This window comes from Pseudomonas sp. FP603 (assembly GCF_030687415.1).
GTDB lineage: Bacteria > Pseudomonadota > Gammaproteobacteria > Pseudomonadales > Pseudomonadaceae > Aquipseudomonas > Aquipseudomonas wuhanensis.
Genome location: NZ_CP117431.1, coordinates 2636424 through 2660542 on the forward strand (window position 1 = coordinate 2636424; position 24119 = coordinate 2660542).

24 protein-coding genes are annotated in these 24119 nt (G+C 58.9%); 10 read left to right on the forward strand and 14 right to left on the reverse strand.

Features of this window, described 5'->3' with window-relative positions; all coding sequences use genetic code 11:
- Window positions 1-48 precede the first annotated feature (48 nt).
- The 3 genes from PSH65_RS12255 to PSH65_RS12265 form a co-directional block, all read right to left on the reverse strand.
- Window positions 49-624: a hypothetical protein gene (locus PSH65_RS12255; RefSeq protein ID WP_305426425.1), complete on the reverse strand. Its 576-nt coding sequence runs from the start codon at window positions 622-624 to the stop codon at window positions 49-51.
- A 226-nt stretch (window positions 625-850) separates the two neighbouring features.
- Window positions 851-1549 (reverse strand): hypothetical protein, encoded by a 699-nt coding sequence (locus PSH65_RS12260; protein WP_305426426.1) that lies wholly within the window; start codon window positions 1547-1549, stop codon window positions 851-853.
- A gap of 223 nt (window positions 1550-1772) precedes the next feature.
- Window positions 1773-2822, reverse strand: a complete 1050-nt coding sequence (locus tag PSH65_RS12265; RefSeq protein ID WP_305426427.1) for a DUF3592 domain-containing protein — start codon at window positions 2820-2822, stop codon at window positions 1773-1775.
- Window positions 2823-3176: 354 nt separating this feature from the next.
- On the opposite strand from PSH65_RS12265, the gene PSH65_RS12270 reads away from it, so the two are divergent.
- Both PSH65_RS12270 and PSH65_RS12275 read left to right on the forward strand, forming a co-directional pair.
- A complete protein-coding gene (locus tag PSH65_RS12270; protein ID WP_305426428.1) occupies window positions 3177-3632 on the forward strand; it encodes a hypothetical protein in 456 nt (151 codons plus the stop codon).
- Entirely contained in the window at window positions 3619-4512 is an 894-nt protein-coding gene (locus PSH65_RS12275; protein WP_305426429.1) for a tyrosinase family protein, read from the forward strand. Before PSH65_RS12270 ends, PSH65_RS12275 begins: the two co-directional genes overlap by 14 nt.
- A 6-nt stretch (window positions 4513-4518) precedes the next feature.
- Here the strand turns inward: PSH65_RS12275 and PSH65_RS12280 are convergent, their stop codons facing one another.
- Window positions 4519-5412: a LysR substrate-binding domain-containing protein gene (locus PSH65_RS12280; protein WP_305426430.1), complete on the reverse strand. Its 894-nt coding sequence runs from the start codon at window positions 5410-5412 to the stop codon at window positions 4519-4521.
- Window positions 5413-5520: 108 nt separating this feature from the next.
- Here PSH65_RS12280 and PSH65_RS12285 point away from each other — a divergent pair, with 108 nt between their 5' ends.
- Window positions 5521-5895 carry a tautomerase family protein gene (locus PSH65_RS12285; protein WP_305426431.1) on the forward strand — a complete coding sequence of 125 codons (375 nt, stop codon included), beginning with the start codon at window positions 5521-5523 and terminating at the stop codon, window positions 5893-5895.
- A 70-nt stretch (window positions 5896-5965) separates the two neighbouring features.
- Here PSH65_RS12285 and PSH65_RS12290 read toward each other — a convergent pair whose 3' ends face one another.
- From PSH65_RS12290 to PSH65_RS12300, 3 genes are all read right to left on the reverse strand, one after another.
- Window positions 5966-6199: a hypothetical protein gene (locus PSH65_RS12290; protein ID WP_305426432.1), complete on the reverse strand. Its 234-nt coding sequence runs from the start codon at window positions 6197-6199 to the stop codon at window positions 5966-5968.
- 240 nt (window positions 6200-6439) lie between these two features.
- The gene (locus tag PSH65_RS12295) at window positions 6440-6970 is read right to left on the reverse strand and encodes a DUF2867 domain-containing protein (protein WP_305426433.1); all 531 of its coding nucleotides are present in this window, start codon (window positions 6968-6970) and stop codon (window positions 6440-6442) included.
- Between the two features lie 23 nt (window positions 6971-6993).
- Window positions 6994-7662, reverse strand: a complete 669-nt coding sequence (locus tag PSH65_RS12300; protein ID WP_305426434.1) for a DJ-1/PfpI family protein — start codon at window positions 7660-7662, stop codon at window positions 6994-6996.
- A gap of 126 nt (window positions 7663-7788) precedes the next feature.
- Between PSH65_RS12300 and PSH65_RS12305 the strand changes: the two genes are divergently transcribed.
- Window positions 7789-8343 (forward strand): TetR/AcrR family transcriptional regulator, encoded by a 555-nt coding sequence (locus PSH65_RS12305; protein ID WP_305426435.1) that lies wholly within the window; start codon window positions 7789-7791, stop codon window positions 8341-8343.
- Window positions 8344-8796: 453 nt separating this feature from the next.
- Window positions 8797-9414: a LysE family translocator gene (locus tag PSH65_RS12310; protein ID WP_305426436.1), complete on the forward strand. Its 618-nt coding sequence runs from the start codon at window positions 8797-8799 to the stop codon at window positions 9412-9414.
- Window positions 9415-9510: 96 nt separating this feature from the next.
- On the opposite strand, the gene katG is transcribed toward PSH65_RS12310, so the two are convergent.
- Window positions 9511-11799, reverse strand: coding sequence for a catalase/peroxidase HPI (gene katG / locus PSH65_RS12315; protein WP_305426437.1), 2289 nt, complete (start codon window positions 11797-11799; stop codon window positions 9511-9513).
- Window positions 11800-12304: 505 nt separating this feature from the next.
- Between katG and PSH65_RS12320 the strand changes: the two genes are divergently transcribed.
- Both PSH65_RS12320 and PSH65_RS12325 read left to right on the forward strand, forming a co-directional pair.
- Window positions 12305-12676 carry a hypothetical protein gene (locus tag PSH65_RS12320; protein ID WP_305426438.1) on the forward strand — a complete coding sequence of 124 codons (372 nt, stop codon included), beginning with the start codon at window positions 12305-12307 and terminating at the stop codon, window positions 12674-12676.
- Window positions 12677-12679: 3 nt separating this feature from the next.
- Window positions 12680-12856: a DUF1289 domain-containing protein gene (locus PSH65_RS12325; RefSeq protein WP_305426439.1), complete on the forward strand. Its 177-nt coding sequence runs from the start codon at window positions 12680-12682 to the stop codon at window positions 12854-12856.
- Window positions 12857-12875: 19 nt separating this feature from the next.
- On the opposite strand, the gene PSH65_RS12330 is transcribed toward PSH65_RS12325, so the two are convergent.
- Window positions 12876-13769: a LysR family transcriptional regulator gene (locus tag PSH65_RS12330; protein ID WP_305426440.1), complete on the reverse strand. Its 894-nt coding sequence runs from the start codon at window positions 13767-13769 to the stop codon at window positions 12876-12878.
- Between the two features lie 128 nt (window positions 13770-13897).
- On the opposite strand from PSH65_RS12330, the gene PSH65_RS12335 reads away from it, so the two are divergent.
- From PSH65_RS12335 to PSH65_RS12345, 3 genes are all read left to right on the forward strand, one after another.
- Window positions 13898-15319 carry an MFS transporter gene (locus tag PSH65_RS12335; protein ID WP_305426441.1) on the forward strand — a complete coding sequence of 474 codons (1422 nt, stop codon included), beginning with the start codon at window positions 13898-13900 and terminating at the stop codon, window positions 15317-15319.
- 84 nt (window positions 15320-15403) lie between these two features.
- Window positions 15404-16378 carry a quinone oxidoreductase gene (locus PSH65_RS12340; protein WP_305426442.1) on the forward strand — a complete coding sequence of 325 codons (975 nt, stop codon included), beginning with the start codon at window positions 15404-15406 and terminating at the stop codon, window positions 16376-16378.
- 29 nt (window positions 16379-16407) lie between these two features.
- Entirely contained in the window at window positions 16408-17337 is a 930-nt protein-coding gene (locus tag PSH65_RS12345) for a LysR family transcriptional regulator (RefSeq protein WP_305426443.1), read from the forward strand.
- Window positions 17338-17454: 117 nt separating this feature from the next.
- On the opposite strand, the gene PSH65_RS12350 is transcribed toward PSH65_RS12345, so the two are convergent.
- The 5 genes from PSH65_RS12350 to PSH65_RS12370 form a co-directional block, all read right to left on the reverse strand.
- Window positions 17455-18309, reverse strand: coding sequence for a dienelactone hydrolase family protein (locus PSH65_RS12350; protein ID WP_305426444.1), 855 nt, complete (start codon window positions 18307-18309; stop codon window positions 17455-17457).
- A gap of 152 nt (window positions 18310-18461) precedes the next feature.
- Window positions 18462-20027, reverse strand: a complete 1566-nt coding sequence (locus PSH65_RS12355; protein ID WP_305426445.1) for an amino acid permease — start codon at window positions 20025-20027, stop codon at window positions 18462-18464.
- 145 nt (window positions 20028-20172) lie between these two features.
- The gene (locus PSH65_RS12360; RefSeq protein ID WP_305426446.1) at window positions 20173-21333 is read right to left on the reverse strand and encodes an iron-containing alcohol dehydrogenase; all 1161 of its coding nucleotides are present in this window, start codon (window positions 21331-21333) and stop codon (window positions 20173-20175) included.
- A 3-nt stretch (window positions 21334-21336) separates the two neighbouring features.
- Window positions 21337-22728 (reverse strand): aldehyde dehydrogenase family protein, encoded by a 1392-nt coding sequence (locus tag PSH65_RS12365; protein WP_305426447.1) that lies wholly within the window; start codon window positions 22726-22728, stop codon window positions 21337-21339.
- 9 nt (window positions 22729-22737) lie between these two features.
- On the reverse strand, window positions 22738-24111 hold the full coding sequence (locus PSH65_RS12370; protein WP_305426448.1) for a glutamine synthetase family protein: 1374 nt from the start codon (window positions 24109-24111) through the stop codon (window positions 22738-22740).
- Between the last annotated feature and the right edge of the window lie 8 nt (window positions 24112-24119).

Consider the following 24119-nt stretch of genomic DNA (forward strand, 5'->3'; position numbering starts at 1 on the left):
CTTTCGATCACCGCCCAACTCAGTTCGTGACTGTGATCGTCGCAATCGTTATTCCTTCTCCATCTTCGCAACATCTCTCAGCGGATAGATCACTTCATGGGTATCCAGATTTCGAATCTCGGACTCGATAGTAATGGTCGAGACTTCACGCCCCGGAGGTCCACTGATGTCGTCGCGAGTGGAGAAATCCACGACATAGCGCTGGCCTGTGCGGAACTCCACATCGCGAGCACCGAAGCCGCACTTGGCGCCACCGGTACCCAAGGCATTCATCGATGCCCAGCACCAGCTCAGCGAGTGCTTGCCCGGTGTCAAGCGCAGCGCCTGCTTGCCGGAAACGTCGAGGATCGAGCGCCGCCCGGCACCCTCTAGCAGTTGGTCGTCCACATGCGTGGCCAGCAACAGTCGATGGAATTGCACGCCCAACCCGCGAAAGCGGGTGGTGGCGAAATACACCACCGGCGCATCGGCCGCGTTATTGGACAGGTCATATGGCGTCATCGAGTCCGGCGCCCAATCGCCTTGGTAATCCTTGTAGTGGTAGTTGGAACAAGCAGTTGTGAGACCGGCAATCAGCAGAACGGCCGGGAGCTTGAGATACGACAGAAATGACGACGAGCGCATTATTCTTCCTTGTTTAACGAGTTGCCTGGGATACCGCATCGCAAGCCAGCAAGTATTTGAGCGGATTAGGGAACTCATCGCCCATCAGCTTCGAGCAAGCGAAGGCACAGGCGCATTTTTATGGCAGGCAGCAATCGGCCAGGAGCGGACAGTCGACACCTGCCGCCTCTGCTGATTAGCTGCCTGGCGATATAGCGCTTGAACATGGATGCAATCAGACCGGTGATCACTCGTTCAAGTCTTTGACCAGATAGCCATCTACGATTTGCGAAACGCCCGCCAACGCAGTACGCAGTAACTCCGGTTCGGTGCGATAGCGCAACGGCGTGTAGCCATAGGTGTTGGCGCCGTTGAATGCGGTGATCGGCTCATTGCGCTGCCAGATAAGTTCCTCGCCGCGTTTCATGACACCGCTCACGGTAATCGTCGGGTACACCACACTGCTGAAGCCTTGCGTTAGCGCGAAACCCCAGGCCAGGACGGTCAACTCGATCTGCGCATCGGCTGGTTCGTTTTCACCCACGATCTTGTAACGGCCGGTGGCGGTCAGTTGCTCCTCGAAACTCTTTTTGACCAACTCGCCCAGGTTGATATCCGCCGTCTCCATGTTGTAAAGAATCGCATCAACCGTCGACATCGACGCCAAGTCGCCTGCCTTCAGACCTGCGGCAAATCCGACCCCACCCAAAGCAGCCTTGGTCAGGTTCGATGCACCTGCCGCCATCCCTACGCCAGCGCCGACACCTGCGCCCAATGCCGCGCCCCATGCCTGCTCACGGCCCATGTAAGTCATCTGTTTGGGTTGCCATGCAACCGGGAGAACTTTCACGGTATGGATCTGGGTACGGTATTCGGGCTTGAATTTCTGGTTGGCACATCCGGCAAGGAAAAGAACGGCAAACATCAGGACAGCAATCTTCTTCATGAGTAACTCACGACGCCAAGGGAATGTGCGTAGGTTGTCGTCAGTGGCAGGAAATTCTGAAGGGAATCAGGGGCGCTGGCCGCGATTGCTATTACGGCAATAGGCAGCTTCCGGCCAATAGCTGCCTGCCGGAACCGGCTGAAATCGACCCGAAGCAGTCTTCGCTAACGATTGACCTCATAGGCCTGGACAGCCGTTCGGGCAGGCCCGGCGGCATGATGGGTCAGCCTGAAAAGAAGTACTTGCCTTTGATTTTCCTGGGATGGACGAAGACGAAGTCTGGAAAGATTTTTCCTCGGACGTACCAAACAAAAGCCAGGATAACGATACTTATAACTAATGCGATAGTGGTTGTTGCCGGACTCGATGTAAACCCCTCAAGTGATCTTGGGAATTGGAGAAGCGAAAGGAGTATGTACGCGTTGTAGGCGCCGACGCGATGGTTGTAGAAGCCCCATACCAAAAACAAGGGAATCAAGGTCATTGAAACACCCATAACCCATTTGGCCGTTGGCCCCATCCTGGCGCCGATATCCAATCCCAGAAAGAATGCAATCAAAGCCTGGGCGAGCATTATCGTGATGAGAATATTGACCTTGCGATCGTGCTCGTCACAACGAATTGGATCTGCATACGAGGCTATAAAGTAGGCAAGATGACTGTCTTTTACACCCCGTCCTGAGAGTTGTGAAAACACTTCCGACTTTGCAGTGCCGGCGGCGAGTAGCTCGCGAACTTTTTGCTGAACTTCTTTCTTGCTCGAAGTTGAATGTGAAATGCTTTCTCCTTGCGTCAACTTGACAGATTTCTTAGCAGGAAACACCAGGACAGCTACGGCCCCGATAAAGGCTAGCGTGCCCAAGAAAACGCCGAGGTAAAACCCCCCACCTAGTGAGTAAGTACCTGGCTTCACTCTACCCGGCTTTGCAGGGTCGACAAGAACTTCGATCACTTTTCCTTCCCTGAATGTTGCAACTGATCTTTCGACCGACTCCAGGCTGGTTTTGCAGGGCCGCTGCGATATTTCGAGCGGATAAGTGTATTGCTGTCCGTTCAACTCAAAGGTCACGTTAACCAGAGGGCAATAGGTCATACCCTTACTGCGCATCTCCTCAGAAATGGAGACAGTGGCGACAGTGGCATTCAACTTCTGCCAAGTCTTCGTCTCGTCCACCTCCTTGTACGAGGAAAGAGACACGAGAAGACAGAGCAAGCCAAAGGAAAATAAAACAACGAACAGGGCCGTCCTTAGCAAGAGCATGAAGGTCTTCATAAGGCTCCTTGGCCAACGTGAAATGGAGGTCAATTGGGGTATGACACCTTGGCGGCAAGTCCCCCTGCGTGCGGTGTAATGATGCACTGAGGTTAGTCCGTAGATACTCAAATGCAATGCAACTTCCCGCGCTTCCGCTCCTGGCCGTTCAATGCACATGCCGCGCGTATGTACACAGAGTTCGGGTTTGAGACTCGTGCCTTCGAGATGGGAATGCGTCTGTAAAAGTGAATCATGAGCCTGAATCCACAGCGAGTCCGCCCGGCGGATGGGTTCAACGGCATGCCTGCCCGCCAACTACACTTCCTCCAGCCAATCCGGGCAATCGTCCGAGGGCACACTCCAGGAGGAATCATGACACGGAAAAATGTCTCCAGCCCCGAACCAACGGGCACAAAACCCAATGTGCTGTTGAGCCCGCCTGACATAGGGGCTCTCGCAGAGATATCCATCACCGACCCTGACAAAACGCACCCTGCGTGGATCAAGGAGCAGTTCCCTGAGTACGTGGACCCGCATGCAGGACATGAGGCCAGGACTGTTCGCGAGATTAACCACAAGGGGCATGTTGTCCGGATCGTCACCACCTACCAGGTGGAGGTTGATGGAGTCCCGGTCCAGGCACATCTGTTTGTGGACGATGCGGGCCAGGTCCATACGCACGCCACCCCGTTCGTCACCTACGGATCGGCTCTCGACTTGATGACCGCGGTGATCGATGCCTATCCAGAATCCTTCATCAAGGGCGATGGCGACGGGGCAGAGCAGCCCGACCACCATGCCCACGGAGCACATCATGATCAGGTCTAATGCGGTCAATGATCTCCCGGCGCTCAAGAAATACGTCGAAGGGGTAAAGCGGCTCAAGGACCCCGTGCAGAATCCTTGGCCCGGGCAGGCCAACCTCTCGATTTATGACTCCTTCGTGGCCTGGCACCACCGGGCCATGATGATTTCAACGCCTGCCGGGCAGATGGCCAGGAACGCTGCGCATGGCGGGCCATCATTCTTGCCGTGGCATCGCTACTTCCTCGTGCGGTTGGAAACCTTGATTCGCAAGGCGATAAGCGACCCCAACTTTCGAATCCCGTACTGGGACTGGAACACTGACGCGGAACTTCCGGACCCGAGGATTTCACTCATCTGGTCGGATGAATACCTTGGACAATTCGTGAAGGGGAAGTGGCGGGTGCGATTGACAGGTAATGGCCGCACCATGGAACTGGACGGGGTAAACCGTCCCCTGGTGCGTTATCTGGGAAGAGGTGGGTCGCTGCCCAGCCGAGCCAATGTGCGCAAGGTCATCCATGAAAACCCGGTGTATGACAAAGCGCCCTACAACGCGGCGGCGTCCACCGGTGGTGCGCGCAACAGCATCGAGGGATGGGCAGGCGAAGAACGCATTCATAACAATGTCCATGTGTGGGTCGGTGGTGACATGGGATTGTCGTCCTCGCCGAACGACCCAGTGTTCTTTCTACATCATTGCAATGTCGACCGGCTCTGGGCGGCATGGCAAGCCAAACATCCCGCCGCAGCCTACGTACCAGCGGGAAATGCCCCGGATACGCTGAAGTTCCATCGGATTGATGACCCGATGTACAGCCCTTTCCCGGAAAAGGTCACACCCCGAGATGTGCTGAATTACAGCCAGTACTACAAGTACGACACCTTGGGCGACCTGCTTTAGACAGCATCAAACGGAGGCGCCTGCAGTGATACCGAACGCCTGCTCTTCCAGACTGGTTTGTATCAACGCAGCCAGTTGTCGGGTGGCAGGCGCCAGGTATTCTGCCCCACGGTAAAGCACATAGCCGAGGGTCGGCAGCGTGGGTAGGCCAGCAATGACGGCGAGATGTCCTGGCAGCCCAATGCGGGTTCGCAACGTGAGGCCCAAACCGGCGGCAACGGCCGCCCAGATTCCACCCACGCTGGGGCTGGTCAGCGCGATTCGCCAGGGAATCCGCGCCTCATCCAGTGCCTGGGTTGCCGCGCTGCGCAACACGCAAGGGGCGTCGAACAGGATCAATGGCAGGGGAGAATCTACAGAGCAGTTGAGCGGTTGCGTATCACGAGAGCCGATCCAGTGCATCTGTGTTTCACCCAGGCGCGTGGCATAGGGGGACATGTGCCCTGTGTCCCAAGTCAGGGCCAGGTCCAGGCCACCGCTGTCGATCAACGCAAGCAATTCGGTATTACGCGCGATCCTGACTTCGAGGCTCACCCTCGGGTACATCTTGACGTAGCGTCGCAGAATGTCGCTGAGAAAGTGTTCGCCAAAGTCTTCCTGAAGCCCAAGGCGTACCGTTGCGGCGGTCTGGCTTTCGTGCAGGGCCTGGAAAATGCTGTCGTTCATTTCAAGCAGTTGGCGGGCATGGCTGAGCAGGGACTCACCCACCGGCGTCAACACCAGCCCTCGACCGGATTTGGCCAGCACTGGCGTGCCTATCTGTTCCTCAAGCTTCTTGAGTTGTGCGCTCACGGCAGACGTCGAGCGATTGAGCCGGTCCGCCGCTTTGGCAAAGCTGTTGAATTCCACACCGGTCACGAAAGTACGCAGCACATCAAGATCGAAGGTCGGACGGCGCATCGAATCATCCACTCATTCAGGACTATGGTCGCCATTAAATCGGATATTCGGAATTATCGCGACTTGATAGTTTTCGCCTGTCAGTGGGTTTTTCAGGAGTAGAGCGTTATGCCGTTTGCACGTATTTCATTGCACCGGGGAAAGTCTGCCGAGTATTTACAGGCCCTCTCACAGGGGCTGCACGAGGCGTTGGTAGAAAGCTTCGAAGTGCCGATGGCCGACCGGTTCCAGGTCATTCATCAACATGAAGTGGGCGAACTGGTATTTGATCCCGGCTACCTGGGCGGTCCGCGCAGCCATGACTTTGTGCTAATCGCGATTACTGCCGGTCGCCCCCGGGATACCGAGACGAAACAGCGTTTCTATCGCAACCTGGTCGAGAGACTGAGTCGAGCGCCAGGCATCGACTCTGAGGACGTCATGGTGGTGATTACCACTACCGCGGCAGATGAATGGTCGTTTGGTGGAGGGCGGGGTAACTAGTTTTCTATCTGCTGGGCAACAGCACGAGGGGCACCGGTCGCTCACCACCATTGGTGCCGAAGTTGTTCATTCAAACAGGTGCCCTGCGCAGATATCGCCGATACAAAACAACACCCATAACAACCGAAAGCAACCCAACCCCTGCATTACCAAAAAGCCAAATGGCAAAATTTCGACTTTGGTCCGCATCACCTTCGTAGAACGGCCCAAAGTAGCTAGACACTGCCACGAATATCAAATTAAACGCCCCGACGGCCAAGGCAACGATAAGGATGACGAACAATATCCCTTTAACAGTTTTCATATGACCTTCCAAAACCATATTTCCTTCGACTCGTGGTAGTCGGAGAAACGAATGTGAGCATCCTGCCTTCTCCCTGTGGCCCTTTAACTCTGACGGCTAGCCTAGCAGAGGGTCCATATCGGCTGATAGAGAATGAATCTTAGAGGCCTGACGTTTGACATGAGAGATTTGGCCAGGCTTGCCAGAACAGCCTTTCGATGGAAAGGTTAGACCTCAGGGGGGCACACAGCGCTCTCAGCCTCAGGGGCAGGTAGCCAGAGGCCAACCGACGCGCGCTGCACGGAGAAGGCTGGCCTTAACAACCAAGCGGTGAAATGGGGCAATAACGAAGATGTAGGCCCGGCCTAGACGGTTGTGGCAGTGGACCACGGTTGAAAAAACGAGTTGGCGACTGCCTTCTGGCTCTGCCTCTCCAGAACACAGGATCGATATCCGGAAGTCCAGGTGCTTGTCGTCCTCTCCCAACACGATTTCAGTCTGGTTCGAGCTGTAGACCTTGAAGATTTCAATCCGGTTAGCAAGTGTTGCCAAATGTTTGGCTGTCTTGAGACCAAAACAGGCAACGATAGTGTCTCGGACTTTCATGAGCCATCCGATCCAGGATGGCTGGTGGGAAAGGATGAATCGAGCTAGCAAATCTGGATTGCTGGATGTGCCCGCAGGGAGCCGAATCGCAAAAGCGTCCGCCAGGTTCATCGACTTATAAAGGTGGGTGATGCCGGACCTCGAGGGGACTGGCACGGACATAATGAGCTCAAATTCTTGGGGCATCGGGGATCTCTCCTGAGTTCTAACTACCAATTAGACGACATGCCATGTCGCGTTTCTTGTTGCGATGGTTTGTCGTATAACGTTCCTTGTCGCCCTGTAAGTGCTTGTCGGATACTGAACCCGATCAAGGCATCATAGAGCTCTTGCTGCCCAGCTGGCAAAACAGGGAGCAACGTTGCACGGCGCTTGTCGACATCGAACCAGGATTCAACCAACCATCCCACCAGATAGAGCGCCGAAAGGCATCCGCCAGCGGTTGCAACGTTCCCCTGGCATACAAGAGGCTGGTCCATGGGCTCAAGTCCCAGAGCTTGCAAGCTCGATCGTGCATCCGGGTGTGTAGTTGCTTGGCCGCTGAGCAGCCCAAGCCGTTCGAGAATGAAAGCTCCGGCGCATATGGAGCCGATTCGCTGGCGTCTGGAGTCAAGTTCAAACGACGGCAGGAAATCCGGGGCGGCAAGTGCAGCGGGTATCCCTTCCTTGCCGCTGACGAACAATACCGCGTCGGCACTATTGGCCTCGCAAAGCGGTCCGTGCACCGAAACAGGCAGGCCGTGCGCCGATCGCACGATAGCGCTGGAACCCAATACTCGGACGTGCCAGTCCTCAGTGTTGCGGCCTAAAATGTCCCACATCAGGAATAGGTCGATATCAGTGAATTGGTCGAAAGCAACCAGAACGATTTTCTTCAAGGCGAGCTCCATGAAAAGTGCTGGCGTGCAAAACGCAACGGCCATCTTTGCTGGTGTTCGCAGCGTATCAATCGGTTGCGCACCATACACAGTCTGTATGGCGCTAAACATGGAGCGAAATAACGGGTGAGAAAACTAACTCGTAACCATTGGATCGCGGCTGGTTTTGAGGCCCTCGACCAAATAGGGCATGTTGGCGTTTCGGTCGAGAGTCTATCGCGCCGATTGAATGTGACCCGCGGATCGTTCTATCACCATTTCCGCAATCGCGAAGACTTTGTCCGCACCTTGCTGGCCGCTTGGGAAGAAGACTACACGGAGCGCATGCTCGCTTATGCGGCGCAGGGTCGTAGCGCGGGCGAAACCTTGAAACGCTACTTGAGTATTGCCGCTGAAAAACAACCTGGGCGGGAAGTTTCCATCCGAGCCTGGTCGCTGCACGATCCGTTGGTAGGCGAGTTTCAGCAGCGTGTTGACACAAGACGACTGGACTTCGCGATACGCACGTGCCGCCGCTTGGTTCATATGCCAGGCCAAGCAGAGGTGATTGGTCAGGTGGCCCATCTGTGCCTGATTGGTGGTCAACAGGCAGGGCTGCGGCGTGATGCCGCTCGCTTCAACAGTTTCCTGCAACGAGCCTTCTCACTTTTCGAAGGGGCGCTTCCACCGTGGCGGGCCTAAGGGCTGATCCGTATTTTTTCGCGCTATCTGCATCTGTAATGGAATCAGCCTCGGGCTCACAATGACGGCACGGTCAGCAGTTGCAGTAGCCACTGCACCGCAAACTCATAACGTAGGAGGCCCCATGGGCAAGATGGCATTTTTCCTGGGTGGATTTCTGGTGTTGACCATTTTGATTGGTGCGCTTGCCACGATTTCTCCGGTGTAAGGAGAGGTGAGGTGCTCATATTCCAGCGAGTTGCACAGCAAAAAGCCCCGTCCCATTTTTAGGTGGGTGGGGCTTTTCCGTTTTGAAGATTAAAATTGCCCGAGCCTGAAATGACTGCCCCTGGCGTAAAAATACAACTACGCCGAAAAGCCCTGTATCGAATTATTATTTCGTTGTACGTTGAGTCCGCGGGAGGCCTTGATATGAAAGGCCGTCCCTAGCCACAACACTCGCAAGGAATGCAGATGATCGATGGTCCCGCCGTTTTGACAGTCTTTTTGGTTTACCTGGCCGGTGTCGTTATTCCAGGGCCAAATTTCGTTGCAGTAGTTCACAAAGCGGTGGCTGCTACGCGGTCAGAAGCTTTGGCCTTGGTAGCAGGCATCGTATTGGTCAATTTATTCTGGGCCACCTGTGCAATCGCAGGTATCGGCGTTGTATTTGCTGCGTTCCCCTGGGCGGCGCTGATCGTAAAGGTTCTGGGGGCAGCCTATCTGATGTGGTTTGGATTCCAACTGCTGCTCAAGGCCGGGAAGAGCGCGCTTGCCCCCAGTGATAATGCTGTCATCGGAAACTTTAGGCAGTCATTCATTCAGGGGGTCGTTACGAACATTGGCAACCCTAAATCCATGGCCTTCTATGCCGCTATTTTCTCAGCGGCAGCCCCCACCCATGTTTCACCAGGCACGTTTTTGTCGATGCTGGCCGTCGTAGTGGTGGTTTCGATGACTTGGTATGGAGTGGTTGCAATCGCTCTTTCGCAACCTGAGATCGCTTCAGCGTATCGCCGGAGGAAAAAAGCCATTGATCGGCTGTGCGGCGGTTTGATTTTGTCTCTGGGGATTCGGCAGCTGGTTCAGTAAGTCCACGATTGGGTATCTAGCCTGGCGATAGATCAGCAAAAACCACAACGCCTCCGCACAGGGAGGCGTTGCGGGTTTTCAGCAATATTGCTTAGATCATCTCAAATCAAACCGATCCAGATTCATCACCTTGACCCAAGCCGCAACGAAGTCTTTCACAAACTTCTCCTTCGCATCGTCGCAGGCATAGACCTCAGCCAATGCCCTCAACTGCGAATTCGAGCCAAACACCAGATCAACACGGGTACCCGTCCATTTAAGGTCGCCGGTTTTCCGATCGCGGCCTTCGAACTCTTCATTGGCCTCGGACACCGGTTTCCATTCCACGCTCATATCAAGCAGGTTTTTGAAGAAGTCGTTGGTCAACGCTTCCGGCTGTTTGGTGAAGACGCCGTGCTGGGTTTGTCCGACGTTGGTGTTCAACACGCGCAAGCCGCCAATGAGCACGGTCATTTCTGGTGCGGTGAGTGTCAGCAGTTGCGCCTTGTCGATCAGCAATGCCTCAGCCGGTACGCTGTAGCGGGATTTGAGGTAGTTACGGAAGCCATCGGCGGCGGGTTCGAGAAACCCGAAGGATTCAACGTCCGTTTGTTCTTGCGAGGCATCCATCCGTCCCGGCGTGAAAGGCACCGTCACGGTCTGGCCGGCATTTTTTGCCGCCTGTTCGACACCAGCACAACCGGCCAGCACGATCAGGTCTGCCAGCGATATTTTCTTCCCTGAGTTGTTGAATTCGTTCTGAATGCTCTCGAGTTTCGCCAGTACGCTCGCCAGTTGCTCAGGCTGGTTGGCCTGCCAGAACTTCTGTGGGGCCAGACGCAGGCGTCCGCCGTTGGCGCCGCCGCGTTTGTCGGAGCCGCGGAAGGTGGAGGCTGCCGCCCAGGCAGTCGACACCAGTTGCGAGACCGACAGGCCGCAGGACTGGAGTTTGCCTTTGAGTGCGGCGATGTCGCTGTCGTTGACCAAGGCATGGTCGACCTCCGGAATGGGGTCTTGCCACAGGAGTTCTTCATTGGGCATTTCCGGACCGAGGTAGCGGGAGAGGGGGCCCATGTCGCGGTGGAGCAGCTTGAACCAGGCGCGGGCGAATGCGTCGGCCAACTGATCGGGGTTCGCCAGGAAGCGCCGCGAGATCGGCTCATAGATCGGATCGAAACGCAGAGACAGGTCCGTGGTCAGCATGGTCGGGTTACGCCGTTTCGACGGATCATGAGCATCCGGAATAATGCCCGCACCAGCACCGCCTTTCGCCGTCCACTGGTTGGCACCCGCCGGGCTCTTGGTCAGTTCCCACTCGAAGCCGAACAGGTTTTCCAGGTAGTTATTGCTCCATTTGGTGGGCGTGGTGGTCCAGGTCACTTCCAGGCCGCTGGTGATGGTGTCGCCGCCCTTGCCGCTGCCGAAGGTGCTCTTCCATCCCAAGCCCTGAGCTTCGAGGCCCGCGGCTTCGGGCTCGGCACCGACGTTGTCGGCAGGGCCGGCGCCGTGGGTCTTGCCGAAGGCGTGGCCGCCGGCGATCAGTGCCACGGTTTCTTCGTCATTCATCGCCATGCGCCCGAAGGTCTCGCGGATGTCCACCGCCGCAGCGACCGGGTCCGGGTTGCCTTCAGGGCCTTCCGGGTTGACGTAGATCAGGCCCATTTGCACCGCGGCGAGCGGGTTTTCCAGGTTGCGTCCTCCCTCGGTGCGGCTGTCCTCATTTTCCCCCGGCTCCGCAACGAGTGGGCCTTCGCCGGGTTCTTGCATGGATTTTTTTTTGTCTTTGTCGTAGCGGGTGTCGCCGCCCAGCCACTTGTTTTCCGAGCCCCAGTAGACGGACTCATCCGGTTCCCAAACGTCTGGCCGGCCACCGGAAAAGCCGAAGGTCTTGAAGCCCATGGACTCCAGCGCGACGTTGCCGGTGAGCACGATCAGGTCGGCCCAGGAGATGTTGCGACCATACTTTTGCTTGATCGGCCAAAGCAGCCGGCGCGCCTTGTCGAGGCTGACGTTGTCCGGCCAACTGTTGAGTGGCGCGAAGCGCTGCTGACCGGAGCCGGCACCGCCACGACCGTCACCGACGCGGTACGTGCCGGCGGCGTGCCAGGACATGCGAATAAACAGCGGCCCATAGTGACCGAAGTCTGCCGGCCACCAGTCTTGCGAATCGGTCATCAGTGCATGCAGGTCTTGCTTGAGCGCCTGAAAGTCCAGTTTTTTGAACGCTTCGGCGTAGTTGTAGCCCTCGTCCATGGGGTCGGACAGCCGCGAATTCTGGTGCAGGATCTTCAGGTTCAGTTGGTTCGGCCACCAATCGCGGTTCGTCGTGCCACCGCCTGCGGCGGCGTGATTGAACGGGCATTTCGATTCATTTGCCATGTGTGCGCTACCTTTGGTCGTATTCATCCGGCTATCCGGCCCGGGGTGGGCGCGCAATAGCGACGAGCGAAATCAATGACATAGGCTGCAGGGCCAGCAGTTCGATCAATTGATCGTCGGGGTCACACGGGAAGTCTGGAGAGCAGCAATCGAGTTGCCAGCACGGTGGCCCACGGCAAGCCTAGTACGCTTCTGACTCATTCGTATCTTTTATCAAGTCTCAACCGGCCAGCTTACGCCAGCGCTTCAATAAGGTTAGACGCCTATAAAGCAGTCAGCTAATAGGTGGAGTATTGGGGGGTGATAGGCATTTTCTTTTATCTGGCCCGTCGAGATGGAGCCGATCAAAAGATCGCAGTCTTCGGCAGCTCCAACACAAAACCTGTGGGAGCGTGGCTTGCCCGCGAAGACGGCAGCACAGACGCAGCAAATCTCGGATCAGCCCGAATTCATGTCTGCTCCACCGTTCTTCGCCAGCCGGTATCGTATGATGAGGCCCTCCCATCGACGCCCACCCAAGGACCCATACCCGATGTCTTTAAGCAAACGCGATCAGGCCCACATCGAACGTCGCCTGATCGCCACACTGACCGAGGCGTGTGAAACCGCCAAAGCGCAAATAGTCGGGTTCTGCTGGCTGACCCACGAAGTCGATTACGCAGTCTTTCCTGCCAGCCTGCGGGTTATCTGGGTCTTCGATACGCAGGCCAACAAGGATCAGGCGCTGGCGAGCGGGCAGGGCGAGCGCATGGTCGAACTGACGGCCGTGGCGTTAAGTGAAGCGGACGTTCTCGTCAGCCCGGTAGCGGCCCATGTGCAGTTTGATTCTGAAGAGCAATGTCAGCGCGCCAATGCCGGCAACTGGCAGCAACGCCTGGCGCCCAAGCGCTCCACACGGGGTTGAAGCGTGGCCAAGGATATCGAAAATCCGTGTATTGCCATTTGCCAACTGAGCGGTGAGCTGTGTGTCAGTTGTGGCCGCACCAAGGACGACATCAGAAAATGGAAACGCATGAAGCGTCCGGAAAAAATGGCGGCGGTGCAGCGGGCGAGTTTGCGGTTGAAGGGGCTTCAGAAAAAATGAATCCGCCAGGTGTGAAACGCTAGGGCTGCGCACAAACCTCTCGAACACAATCACGTAGCCATCGATGCGCTGAGTCGGCATCCATTCGTGGATGCCAGAGCATCGAAATGGTGATCGGTGCCAGGTCGAACGGAAGGTCAAAACTGTGCAGGCCGGCGCGCAGGTTTCGGGTGTGTCGGGCGGGCACGGTGGCGATCAGGTCCGAGGCGCGAGCCAGCGCCAGCGCCGCCGAAAAGCCGCCGATGAGGGTGGTGATCTCGCGCTCCAGTCCCAGCACTTCCAGGGCCTCATCCATCGGCCCTTTATCGAGCCCGCGTCGCGAGACCAGGATATGCCTGCCAGCGGCATAACGGGAGGCAGTGACCTCACCCTGACTCAGCGGATGCCCCGTGCGCACGACGCCGATGAAACGATCCTCGAACAATGCACGGGTGCGCACTTCCGGGCTCGTCGTGCCGCCGACCACACCGGTTTCCAGGTCGACGGAACCGTCGCGAAGCGCGGCGCTGTCCTTGTTCAGCTTCTGCACAAAGTGCAAGCGCACGCCGGGTGCTTGCTCACTGACGCGGGCAATCAGCGCCGGGCCGAAGTTTTCGACGAAACCGTCGCTGGTGCGCAACGTGAATGTCCGGACCAGTTGCTTGAGGTCGAGCTGTTCGGCGGGGCGCAAAACGGCGCCGGCATCTTGCACCAATCGACTGACCTGTTCGCGCAGTTCCAGCGCTCGGGGCGTCGGCACCAGCCCGCGTCCGGCCCGGACCAGCAGCGGGTCGCCCGTCGTTTCGCGCAAGCGCGCCAGCGCCCGGCTCATGGCTGACGGGCTCAGGCGCAGTCGTTGGGCGGCGCGTGCGACGCTGCCTTCAGCGAGCAGCACATCCAGGGTAATCAGTAAATTCAGGTCGGGCGTCATCATGTTCCAACGTTAGCACGGCGTGCGGGTGACATGGCGTCAAACGCATCTATCACGTGTAAGTGGTGCGTCTTCCGCCATGCCACGCACGGGCATACGCTGCTGATCTACCTTTCAGATGTGGCCCAACCATGAAACTCATCACTCAATCAGGCTCGGTCCGCTGGGCGCTCGCGAGCCTTTCGCTGTCGATGTTGATGCCTTCGCTCGATACCAGCATTGCCAATGCAGGTTTGCCGACATTGGCTGAGGCGTTCGATGCGTCCTTTCAGCAAGTGCAGTGGATTGTTCTGGCGTATTTGCTGGCGATCACCACGCTGATTGTCAGCGTTGGACGGCTGGGCGATATCGTCGGTCGTCGGCGCTTGCTGCTGACGGGCATTGGCATTTTTACCCTGTCATCGCTTGCTTGTGGTGTCGCGCCGTCGCTCGGGTGGCTGGTCGGCGCCCGGGCAGTGCAGGGGCTCGGGGCGGCGATCATGCTGGCGCTGACCGTGGCGTTTGTCGGCGAGACGGTGCCGAAAGCGCAGACCGGCAGCGCCATGGGATTGCTCGGAACAATGTCGGCGATAGGCACCACGCTGGGGCCGTCGCTCGGTGGGATGTTGATCGCGGGCCTTGGCTGGCAGGCGATTTTTCTGCTCAACGTGCCGCTGGGTATTCTGAATATCTGGCTCGCGTATCGCTATTTGCCGGCGGATGCACGGCGGGCGAAAGCGCGGTGGGTGGGTTTCGACAAGGCAGGTACGTTGCTACTGGGGTTGACGCTCGGGGCGTATGCGCTAGCCATGACGATCGGGCACGGTGATTTTGGTTTGCTCAATATCGCGCTGCTGCTGACGGCTGTTTTCGGCGCCGGGTTTTTCATAGTCGTGGAGGCCAGAGTTGCATCGCCATTGATTAAATTGGCGCTGTTCCGTGAGCCGGGCCTGAGCGCGAGCCTGGCCATGAGCATGCTCGTTTCGACGGTGATGATGGCGACGCTGGTGGTCGGGCCGTTTTATCTTTCGGGGGCGCTTGGCCTGGGTACGGCGCTTGTCGGCCTTGCCTTGTCGGTCGGCCCGTTGGTGGCTGCGCTGACCGGTATGCCGGCCGGTCGCCTGGTGGACCGTTTTGGCACTCGGCGCATGACCCTTGTCGGGCTCGTCGCAATGGCGCTCGGCACAGGTGCTTTATCGATGATGCCGGCGGGTCTTGGCATCCTCGGTTACCTGGCGCCCATCGCGGTGATCACGGCCAGCTACGCGTTATTTCAGGCGGCCAACAACACTGCGATCATGACCGACATCCGCCCGGACCAGCGCGGCGTGATTGCCGGCATGCTCAGCCTGTCGCGCAATCTCGGCCTGATCACCGGGGCCTCGGTCATGGGCGCGGTGTTCGCCTTTGCATCGGCGACGGCAAACATCACCACGGCATCTCCCGCCGCCATCGCCAACGGTATGCGGATAACGTTTGCCGTCGCCATGGTGTTGATCGTCCTGGCCCTTGTTGTCGCGCTGGCGCGGCGAGTTTCACACTGCTGCACTGCATGCAGTAATGAACTGCAGTGAAGCTGTATTGTTCGTGCGAAATCGAATGCCGATACTTCCTGCACATGGCGCAGAAGGGCTGCGCTGAAGTGAAGGAGTCAGGCAATGGTTTCTGTCGTTCGTATCGCACACACCGGCGCACCTGAGGTGATGACCATCGAGCAAGTGTCGGCGCATGAGCCGGGCCCCGGTGAAGTCTGGCTGGAGCAGGAGGCGATTGGCGTCAACTTCCTCGATGTGAGTCAGCGCAAGGGCACCGTACCGCTGCCATTGCCGTCGGGTCTGGGCCTTGAAGGCGCGGGCCGTGTTGCTGCCATCGGCGCGGGGGTGAGCAACGTCAAGGTGGGTGATCGAGTGGCGTACGCAACGGGGCCTGTTGGCGCTTACGCCAGTGCGCGGCTGTTTCCGGCCGAGCGGCTGGTGCCGATTCCCGACGCGTTGACGGCTGAAGAGGCGGCCGCGGTGTTGTTCAAAGGCATTACCGCGCAGTACCTGCTGAAGACGACGTATCCGGTCGGCCCCGGCACCACCCTGGTGCTGTATGGCGTAGCGGGCGGCCTCGGGCAGATCATGGCGACGTGGGCCAAACACTTGGGGGCCTTTGTCATCGGCATTGTGTCCCGGGCCGCGAGTGTCGAGACAGCCAAGGCGCTGGGCTGCGATGCGGTGCTGGTATTCAATGCCCAGACACTGGCCGCGGACGTCGCGGAAATCACCCGCGGCAAGAAAGCCGATGTGGTCTACGATCCCATCGGGCGGGTGTCGTTCGAAGCGTCACTCGACTGCTTGCGACCACGGGGGTTGATGGTGTCTTTCGGGGCCTCTTCCGGGGCGCCGACTGCGGTCGAAGTGGCCACGCTCAATGCCAAGGGCTCGTTGTTCCTGACCCGTCCTTCGCTCGCCGCGCACACCACGGATATCGCCGAATATCGGCAACGGGCCGATGATGTACTGGCTGCGGTCGAGGCGGGCATAATCAAGCCCGGCATCTGGGGCCGCTATGCCTTGGCCGAGGTGGCCAAGGCCCATGCCGATCTGGAAGGCGGCCAATCTCGCGGTGCGATCGTCCTCAAACCCTGATCGTCTGTTACCTGAAAAAAGAGTGTTTTGTGAACCCACTGGACAGCCGCCACATCGATGAAATTGCAGCACTCCTTGCGGTCGCCTCGGCGCATTCGTTCGTCGCTGCCGGACGGTTGCTGCAACGCCATCCGACGGTGATTTCAAAGCGTCTGGCGGCCATGGAAAAGCGCTTGGGCGTGCGGCTGATGGAGCGTACGACGCGTCAAGTGCGGTTGACCGATGCCGGCAACCGTCTCGTCGAACGTCTGCGCTCTGCCACGGGTTTGATCATCGAGGCGGAACAGGAAGCGTCACTGGGCGCGGCGCAGGTTCGTGGCGTCCTGCGCCTGGCTTTTCCCGCCGCGATGGGGCGCCTGTGGCTGGCGTCGATGTTGCCGGAATTTCTGGCGGCTCATCCGCTGGTCTCTGTCGAGGTGGATTACAGCGATCGCGTCGTCGACATTATTGGTGAGGGATTTGATGCGGCGATTCGTATTGGCGAATTGAACGACAACCGCCTCGTCGCGAAGAAGCTCAGCGATCATCGCCGCATTCTCTGCGCTTCACCGAGTTATATAGAACAGCACGGCTTACCGACCAGTCCGAAAGAACTGACCGAGCACAACTGCCTGGGCTTCACCGGCCTTGCAGCGTTCCCTGAATGGCGCTTGTCGAAGGGTGATCGGCAGGAGAAGGTCATCACCAGGGGAACCTTGACCTCGAACGACGGCGAGGCGTTGCTCGCCGCGGCCAAGGCCGGCGTCGGTATTTTGGGCGCCGGCGAGTGGCTGATGAGCCGTGAAATCGCCAACGGCCAGATGGTGCGCGTTCTGCCGGAGTGGGATCTGGATGCCCAAGGCGGGATTTATCTGGTGCGAGCATCAGCAGCTTTTACGCCGGCAACGCTCATGGCTTTCAAGGAATGGCTGGAGGCCAGATTTGCGCAAGGGCCGCCTTGGCAAATGCCAGTCATCTAAGCGCAATACCTGTGGGAGCGGGCTTGCTCGCGAAAGCGGTGTGTCAGGCGACATTAATGTTGACTGTGCCGCCGTCTTCGCGGGCAAGCCCGCTCCCACATGGATTGCGCTAGGCCATCACATCAAGGTATTTCGCGGCATCCCCAACAGGCCGGTCAGGGTGTTGATAATCGCTTGTTGCCGCGCACGGTCTGTCTGGTGCACGGCTTCTGCGGCGGCGACATCGGCGTCACAGTGAGGGCAGGTCACTTCGTGCGCATGGATGTACTGCAAGCAGCCGCGACACAGGGCCAATTGCGGTGGAATGCGTCCTTCGTCCGGTGATTTCTGGCCCTGGTTTGCGCCATAAAAGGGCACGGCGGCCCCTAATTCCGGATAGGCCACGGCCGCGGCATTGGCGACTCCGCCGCCATAACAGAAGCCGGTGATGCCGATTTTTCCGCGGGTGGCGTCATGTTTCATCAGCCACTCAATGGCGGCGAAAAAGTCATTCATGAGTTTTTCCGGGTCGACGGTCTGCTGCAATTCCCGACCTTTGTCGTCGTTGCCGGGATAGCCGCCCACCGACGTCAGGCCGTCTGGGGCGAGTGCGATGAACCCCGCTTTGGCGAGACGCCGGGCGACGTCCTCGATGTAAGGGTTGAGCCCACGGTTTTCATGCACGACCACCACCGCTGGCAGCTTGCCGGTGGCTTTCGCAGGGCGCACCCAATAACCACGAACCTGCCCGTGCCCCTTGGGCGAGGGATAGGTGATGTACTCGGCGATGATCTCCGGGTCGGTAAATTGCACCTGCTCGGCCAGTGCATAATTCGGGCTCAGGGCGGCGAGGAGGGCCGAGGCCGTCAAGCCGCCCAAGGTGAACAGCGCCGCACGATCAAGAAACTCTCGCCGGTTGATTTTGCCGTGGGCGTAGTAGTCGTAGAGTTCGAGCAGTTCAGGGGCAAAATCTTTCGCCGTGAGACGATCCATCTGCGTGCTTCCTGTTGGTTGATCCGGATTTCGATTCGGCGGCTTTTCGTAGGAGCCAGGCTTGCCGGCGAAGGCGTCCTTAAGAGCGCCTTCGCCGGCAAGCCTGGCTCCTACATGTCCGATTTACCCGACCGGTATTAGCGTTATGGCAATCAGCTCTCAGCCTGTTTATTCAACGCCTCTTCAGTCGCCGCGATTTCTGCCTGACGCTTGATGATCATCTCGCCCACGGGCGGGCCCTGGAAGCGTCGGGCTTCAAAGGCGAACCAGACGATTGCCGTCAGAATCAGAAAACCGAGCGTGATGTACAGCGCCCAATCGTTCGGCGGCTGGATGCCGATGGCAAAGATCAGCACCATCGAGAGGATCGAGAGGATGGCGAACAACGAGTACAGCCCGCGCCCCATGTTCCATGGCCCCATGTGTGGCCACTTCGGGGTCCCGTAGGTAAACAGGCCCAGCACGATGGGAATGATGAAAGAGAAGAACAGGAAGATCACCGTGCAAGAGACCACAATCGTGTAGACCGGCGTTTCACCGATCGATACCAGGGACGATCCCCACACGAACAACACCGCAAGGGTGGCACCGGTCCAGATCGCCGGCACAGGGCTGCGATGGGTCGGTGAGACCGAGGCCAATGCTTTCGAGAAGGGCAGGCCGCCGTCACGGGAAAACGCGAAGATCATGCGTGAAACCGAGGTCACGGTCGCCAGCCCGCAGAGAACCTGCGAGATGAAAATCGCCAGGTAAAGCGCCATCTTGATCGCCGGGTTCACCTGAGTGTCCATCGCCCAGAAGAACACATTCCAACCCTGCTTCGCCGCTTCGTCCATGCTCGGCAGCATCAGTACAAACGAGCAGAGCATCACCCAGCCGAACAGCAACGACCAGGCCACCGAGCTGACCATCCCGACCGGTACCGACACGGATGCCCGATGGGTTTCTTCGGAGGTATGCGCCGAGGCGTCATAGCCGGTGATGGTGTAGATCGGCAAGAGCAGGCCGAGCATGAAAACCCAGCCGTTCGACACCTGTGGCCAGACGTTGCCACCGGCCTCGCCAGAATAGTTGCCGAAGGTCACCAACCGGACGAACTCATAGCTGGGCGCGGCGATCAGGCAGACGATGGTCAGCGCGAGTGCCGTGGCGAAAATCAGGTAGCCCGAGAAGTCGGTGAGCTTTGCCGTCAGGCCGATGCCGAAGTGGTTACACAAGGCCTGGAGGCCGGTCAGGATCGCCAGGAAAGTGATCCGTGTGGTGATGGTGTCTTCCATTCCCAGGGCCGGTCCGAAGGCACCGAAAAAGAAGTAGTAAGTACCGACGTTGATCGCGCCGAGCACTGTAATCAGCCCCAACAGGTTGAACCAGGCCGTCAGCCAGCCGGTGAAGCGGTTACCGAGAATCGAGCCCCAGTGATAGAGGCCACCAGCCGTTGGGTAGGCCGAGGAAATCTGTGCCATGGCCATGGCGAAAACCCCGGAGATCAGGCAGCCGAGTGGCCAGCCGATGCCGATGGCTGCGCCGCCTGCACCCGAAGTACCCTGGGCCAGCGAGTTGATGCCACCCGAGAGGATGCAAATGATCGAAAAGGAAATGGCAAAGTTGGAGAAAACACCCATGCGTCGCGAGAGTTGCTGGGCATAGCCCATGCTGTGCAACACCTTGAGGTCGTCGTCTTGTGGCGCGGTGGCGCCGGGTTGGCTTACTGGACTCATAGCGTGTGCTCTTGTTCAGGTTTTGATCCACATCCATCCGCGTGGTGCGTGCCGAATGGGTTTGTCTTCAACCCCCTGTTGTACTGCTCCTGCCTCTAACGGTTGAAATCCATGCAGGCTCGTCGGCCATGCACAGACGATTGCTCTAGAGACGACCGTGGAACGCCGCGTCGAAAATTTCTGCCGCGCCAGTTCGTGTCAACGGCAACGGGTTGCCGCCGGCACAGGGGTCGACAATCGCCATGTCCGCGATCAGATCGATCTGCTTGTCATCCACGCCCAGTTCAAACAGCGTATGGGGCACGCCGATGTCTTTGCGCAGCTTGAGAACGAAGGCCAGAAAGCTGTCGAAGCCCGGTGAGGGCAGGCGCAAATAAGCCGCCAGGCGGGTGATGCGTTCTTCAATGGCCGGGCGGTTGAACTTCAGCACGTAGGGCATGAGCGTGGCATTGGTCATGCCGTGGTGGGTGTCGTACAGGGCGCCCACCGGATGCGCGAGTGCGTGCATGCCCCCCAGACCTTTCTGGAAAGCGGTGGCGCCCATCGCGGCAGCCGCCAGCATTTGCGCGCGCGCGTCGAGGTCGGAGGGAGTGTGTACTGCGCGTACCAGCGCATTGGCCACCAGGCGCATGCCTTCCACCGCAATGCCTTCGGCCATCGGATGAAAACCGGGAGCGCAGTACGATTCCAGGCAGTGGGCAAACGCGTCCATGCCAGTGCCGGCGGTGACTTTTGCCGGCATGCCGACGGTGAGGGCCGGGTCGCTGATGACCACCCGCGGCATCATTTTCGGGTGAAAAATGATGCGTTTGGTGTGCGTACGTTCGTCGATGATCACCGCTGCGCGGCCCACCTCTGAACCGGTCCCCGCGGTGGTGGGCACCGCAATGATCGGGGCGATGCTGCTTTCGTCGGCGCGTGTCCAGTAGTCACCGATGTCTTCGAAATCCCAAACCGGTCGGGTCTGGCCGCTCATGAACGCGATGAGCTTGCCCATGTCCAGGCCGCTACCACCGCCGAAGGCGACCACGCCATCGTGTTTGCCTGCGCGCCAGGCGTCGAGCCCTCCCGCCAGATTGGCTTCAATCGGATTGGGCTTGAGGTCGCAAAACAGCGCGACACCGAGGCCGGCGGCGCGCAACGATTCCAGCGCCGCCGTGGTGATCGGGGCACGCGCCAGGCCGCTGTCGGTGACCAGCAACGGTCGCTGGATCCCTTGGCTGCGGCAGACTTCGGCCAGTTCGGCGATGCGGCCGACGCCAAAGCGGATGCTCGTGGGGTAGTTCCAGTTCGCGGTCAGGCTCATGGCTCAGATCTCGTGGCGTAGATGGAAGGATTTCGCCCGGGTCAGGTGTTCATAGCCAAGGCGCGACAGCGTTACGCCGCGCCCGCTGTTTTTCACCCCGGTCCAGGCCAGGGCCGGGTCCAGATAATCGCAGCGGTTCATGAACACGGTGCCGGTGGCGATCTCGTTACCGAGGCGTTCGGCGGCGACGAGGTCTTGCGTCCAGATAGAAGCGCTGAGCCCGAACTCACTGTCGTTCATCAACGCGATGGCTTCGTCGTCGCTGGCCACCGGCATGATGCCGACCACCGGACCGAAGCTTTCCTCGCGCATCACCGCCATTTGATGGGTGACGTCCACCAACACCTGCGGCGCCAGGTAGGCGCTGCCCGGCGTGTCGGCGGGAAAGCCCTTTGGATCGATCATCGCCCTGGCCCCTTGCGCCAATGCATCGGCAATCTGCCGGCGCACGAATTCAGCGGCGCTCGGCGTGATCAGCGGGCCGAGGGTGGTGGCTTCGTCCAGCGGGTTGCCCAGTACGTATTGGCGGGTCAAGTCGACGAAGCGCTCGACAAAGGCCGGGTAAATTTTTTTATCGACATAGATGCGCTCGACGGCGCAGCAGCTCTGCCCGGAGTTGAAGAAACTGCCGTCCACCAGGTTTTCCACCGCATGCTCAAGGTTGGCGTCTGCCCGGACGTAGGCGGGGTCTTTGCCGCCGAGCTCCAGGCCCACGCCGAGGAAGCGGCCCATGGCGGCAGCTTCCATGGCCTTGCCGGCGTCGACTGAACCGGTGAAATTCACCTGGTGCACGCGTCCTGAAGCGATGATCATGGCGGTCTGCTGATGATCGAGCAGCAAGTTGTGGAACAGGCCTTCGGGCAGATGGGCGCGGCGAAACGCTTCGGCGAAACGCTCGCCCACCAGCAGCGTTTGCGTGGCGTGTTTGAGGATGACGCTGTTGCCGGCCATCAGCGCAGGAATGATCGTATTCACTGCCGTCAGATAGGGGTAGTTCCACGGAGCGACAACCAGCACCGTACCCAGCGGCTCGCGTTTGATATAGCGCTGAAAACCCGCGACAGGCGCTGGCTCAATCGCTGCCAACGCTTCAGGCGCAATGGCGATCATGTGCCGGGCACGCTCTTCGAATCCGCGCAGCTCGCCAGCGCCAAAGCGTACCGGCCGACCCATCTGCCAGGCCAGTTCCGGCACGATCTCGTCCTTCATCGCCAACATCGCATCCACGGCAGCGCTGCAAAACGCGGCGCGTTCGCTCAGTGGTCGGCGTTTCCATTGCGCCTGGGCGGTTTCGGCGGCGACCAGGGCTTGCTCGATCTGCGCTGCATCGGCACGGCGGCGTTCGGCGTAGACCCGGCCATCGACCGGGGAGATGAGTTGAACGATCTCAGTCATGGTGTGTGCTCAGTAGCGCTCGAAGCCGCGCTGCAGTTCCCAGTCGGTGATTCGCCGGTCGTACTCTTTCTGTTCCCATTCGGCTGTGTGCACGTAGTGGTCGATCACTTCATCACCAAATGCCTCGCGCAACATGCTCGACGCCTTGAGCGCGGCGCAGGCCTCGCGCAGGGTTTTCGACACTTCAGGCAAGTGCTCGTCGACGTAGGCGTCGCCCTCGAAGGGTGGCGCCAAGGCAAGTTTCTCGTCGATACCGGCCAGCCCGGCAGCGATCAAGGCGGCGAAGGCCAGATAAGGATTGAGGTCGGCACCGCCGATGCGGCATTCGATGCGGATGGCCTTGCTGCCTTCTGCGCACAAACGAAAGCCTGCGGTGCGATTGTCCCGACTCCACACGGCCCGAGTCGGCGCGAAAGTACCGGCCTGAAAGCGCTTGTACGAGTTGATATAGGGCGCGAGAAAACAGGTGATGTCGTTGGCGTATTTGAGCTGCCCGGCCACCCAGGAGCGCATCAGTTTCGACATGCCAAACTCCGCCTTGGGATCAAAGAACAGCGGCTTCTTGGCATTCTTGTCCCATAGCGAATTGTGCACATGGCTGCTGGAACCGGCGGCGTCATAGCGCCACTTGGCCATGAACGTGATCGCCTTGCCCTGCAGTTGCGCGATCTCCTTGCAGGCGTGCTTGATGATCACGTGGTGATCGGCCATGGTCAGGGCGTCGGCATAACGGATGTTGATCTCTTCCTGCCCCGCCCCCCATTCACCCTTGGAGTTTTCCACCGGAATGCCGCAGGCCTGCAGGTGTTTGCGAATCGCCCGCAGGACCGGCTCCTCGCGGGTGGTCTGCAGGATGTTGTAATCCTCGATGTAATGGCCGGCGGTCTTCGGCTTGTGGTAGTTGCGCTCGTGGATCGCCTCATAGCTCTCGTCGAACAGATAGAACTCCAGCTCCGAGGCGAACATGCCGGTATAGCCGCGTTCGCGCAGGCGCTCGACCTGTTTTTTCAGGATCGCCCGCGGGCTGTGTGGCAGGTCTCTTCTGTGGTGATGATCGAGCACGTCGCAGAGCACCAGCGCCGTGCATTCAAGCCACGGCACGCGACGCAAGGTGGCCATGTCGGGTTTCAGTACGAAGTCGCCATAGCCTTTGCTCCAGCTGGCCGCGGCGTAACCCGGCACTGGTTCCATGTCGATGTCGTCGGCCAGCAGGTAATTGCAACAGTGGGTTTCTTCATGGCCGCTGTCGATGAAAAACTCGACCTGGAATCGCTTGCCGACCAGTCGTCCTTGCATGTCGACCATGCAGACCAACACCGTATCGATCTCGCCGGAGGCAGCGGCGCGCTTGAGTGCATCAAAGCTGAGGAGGGGCTCGGTCATCACGTCAG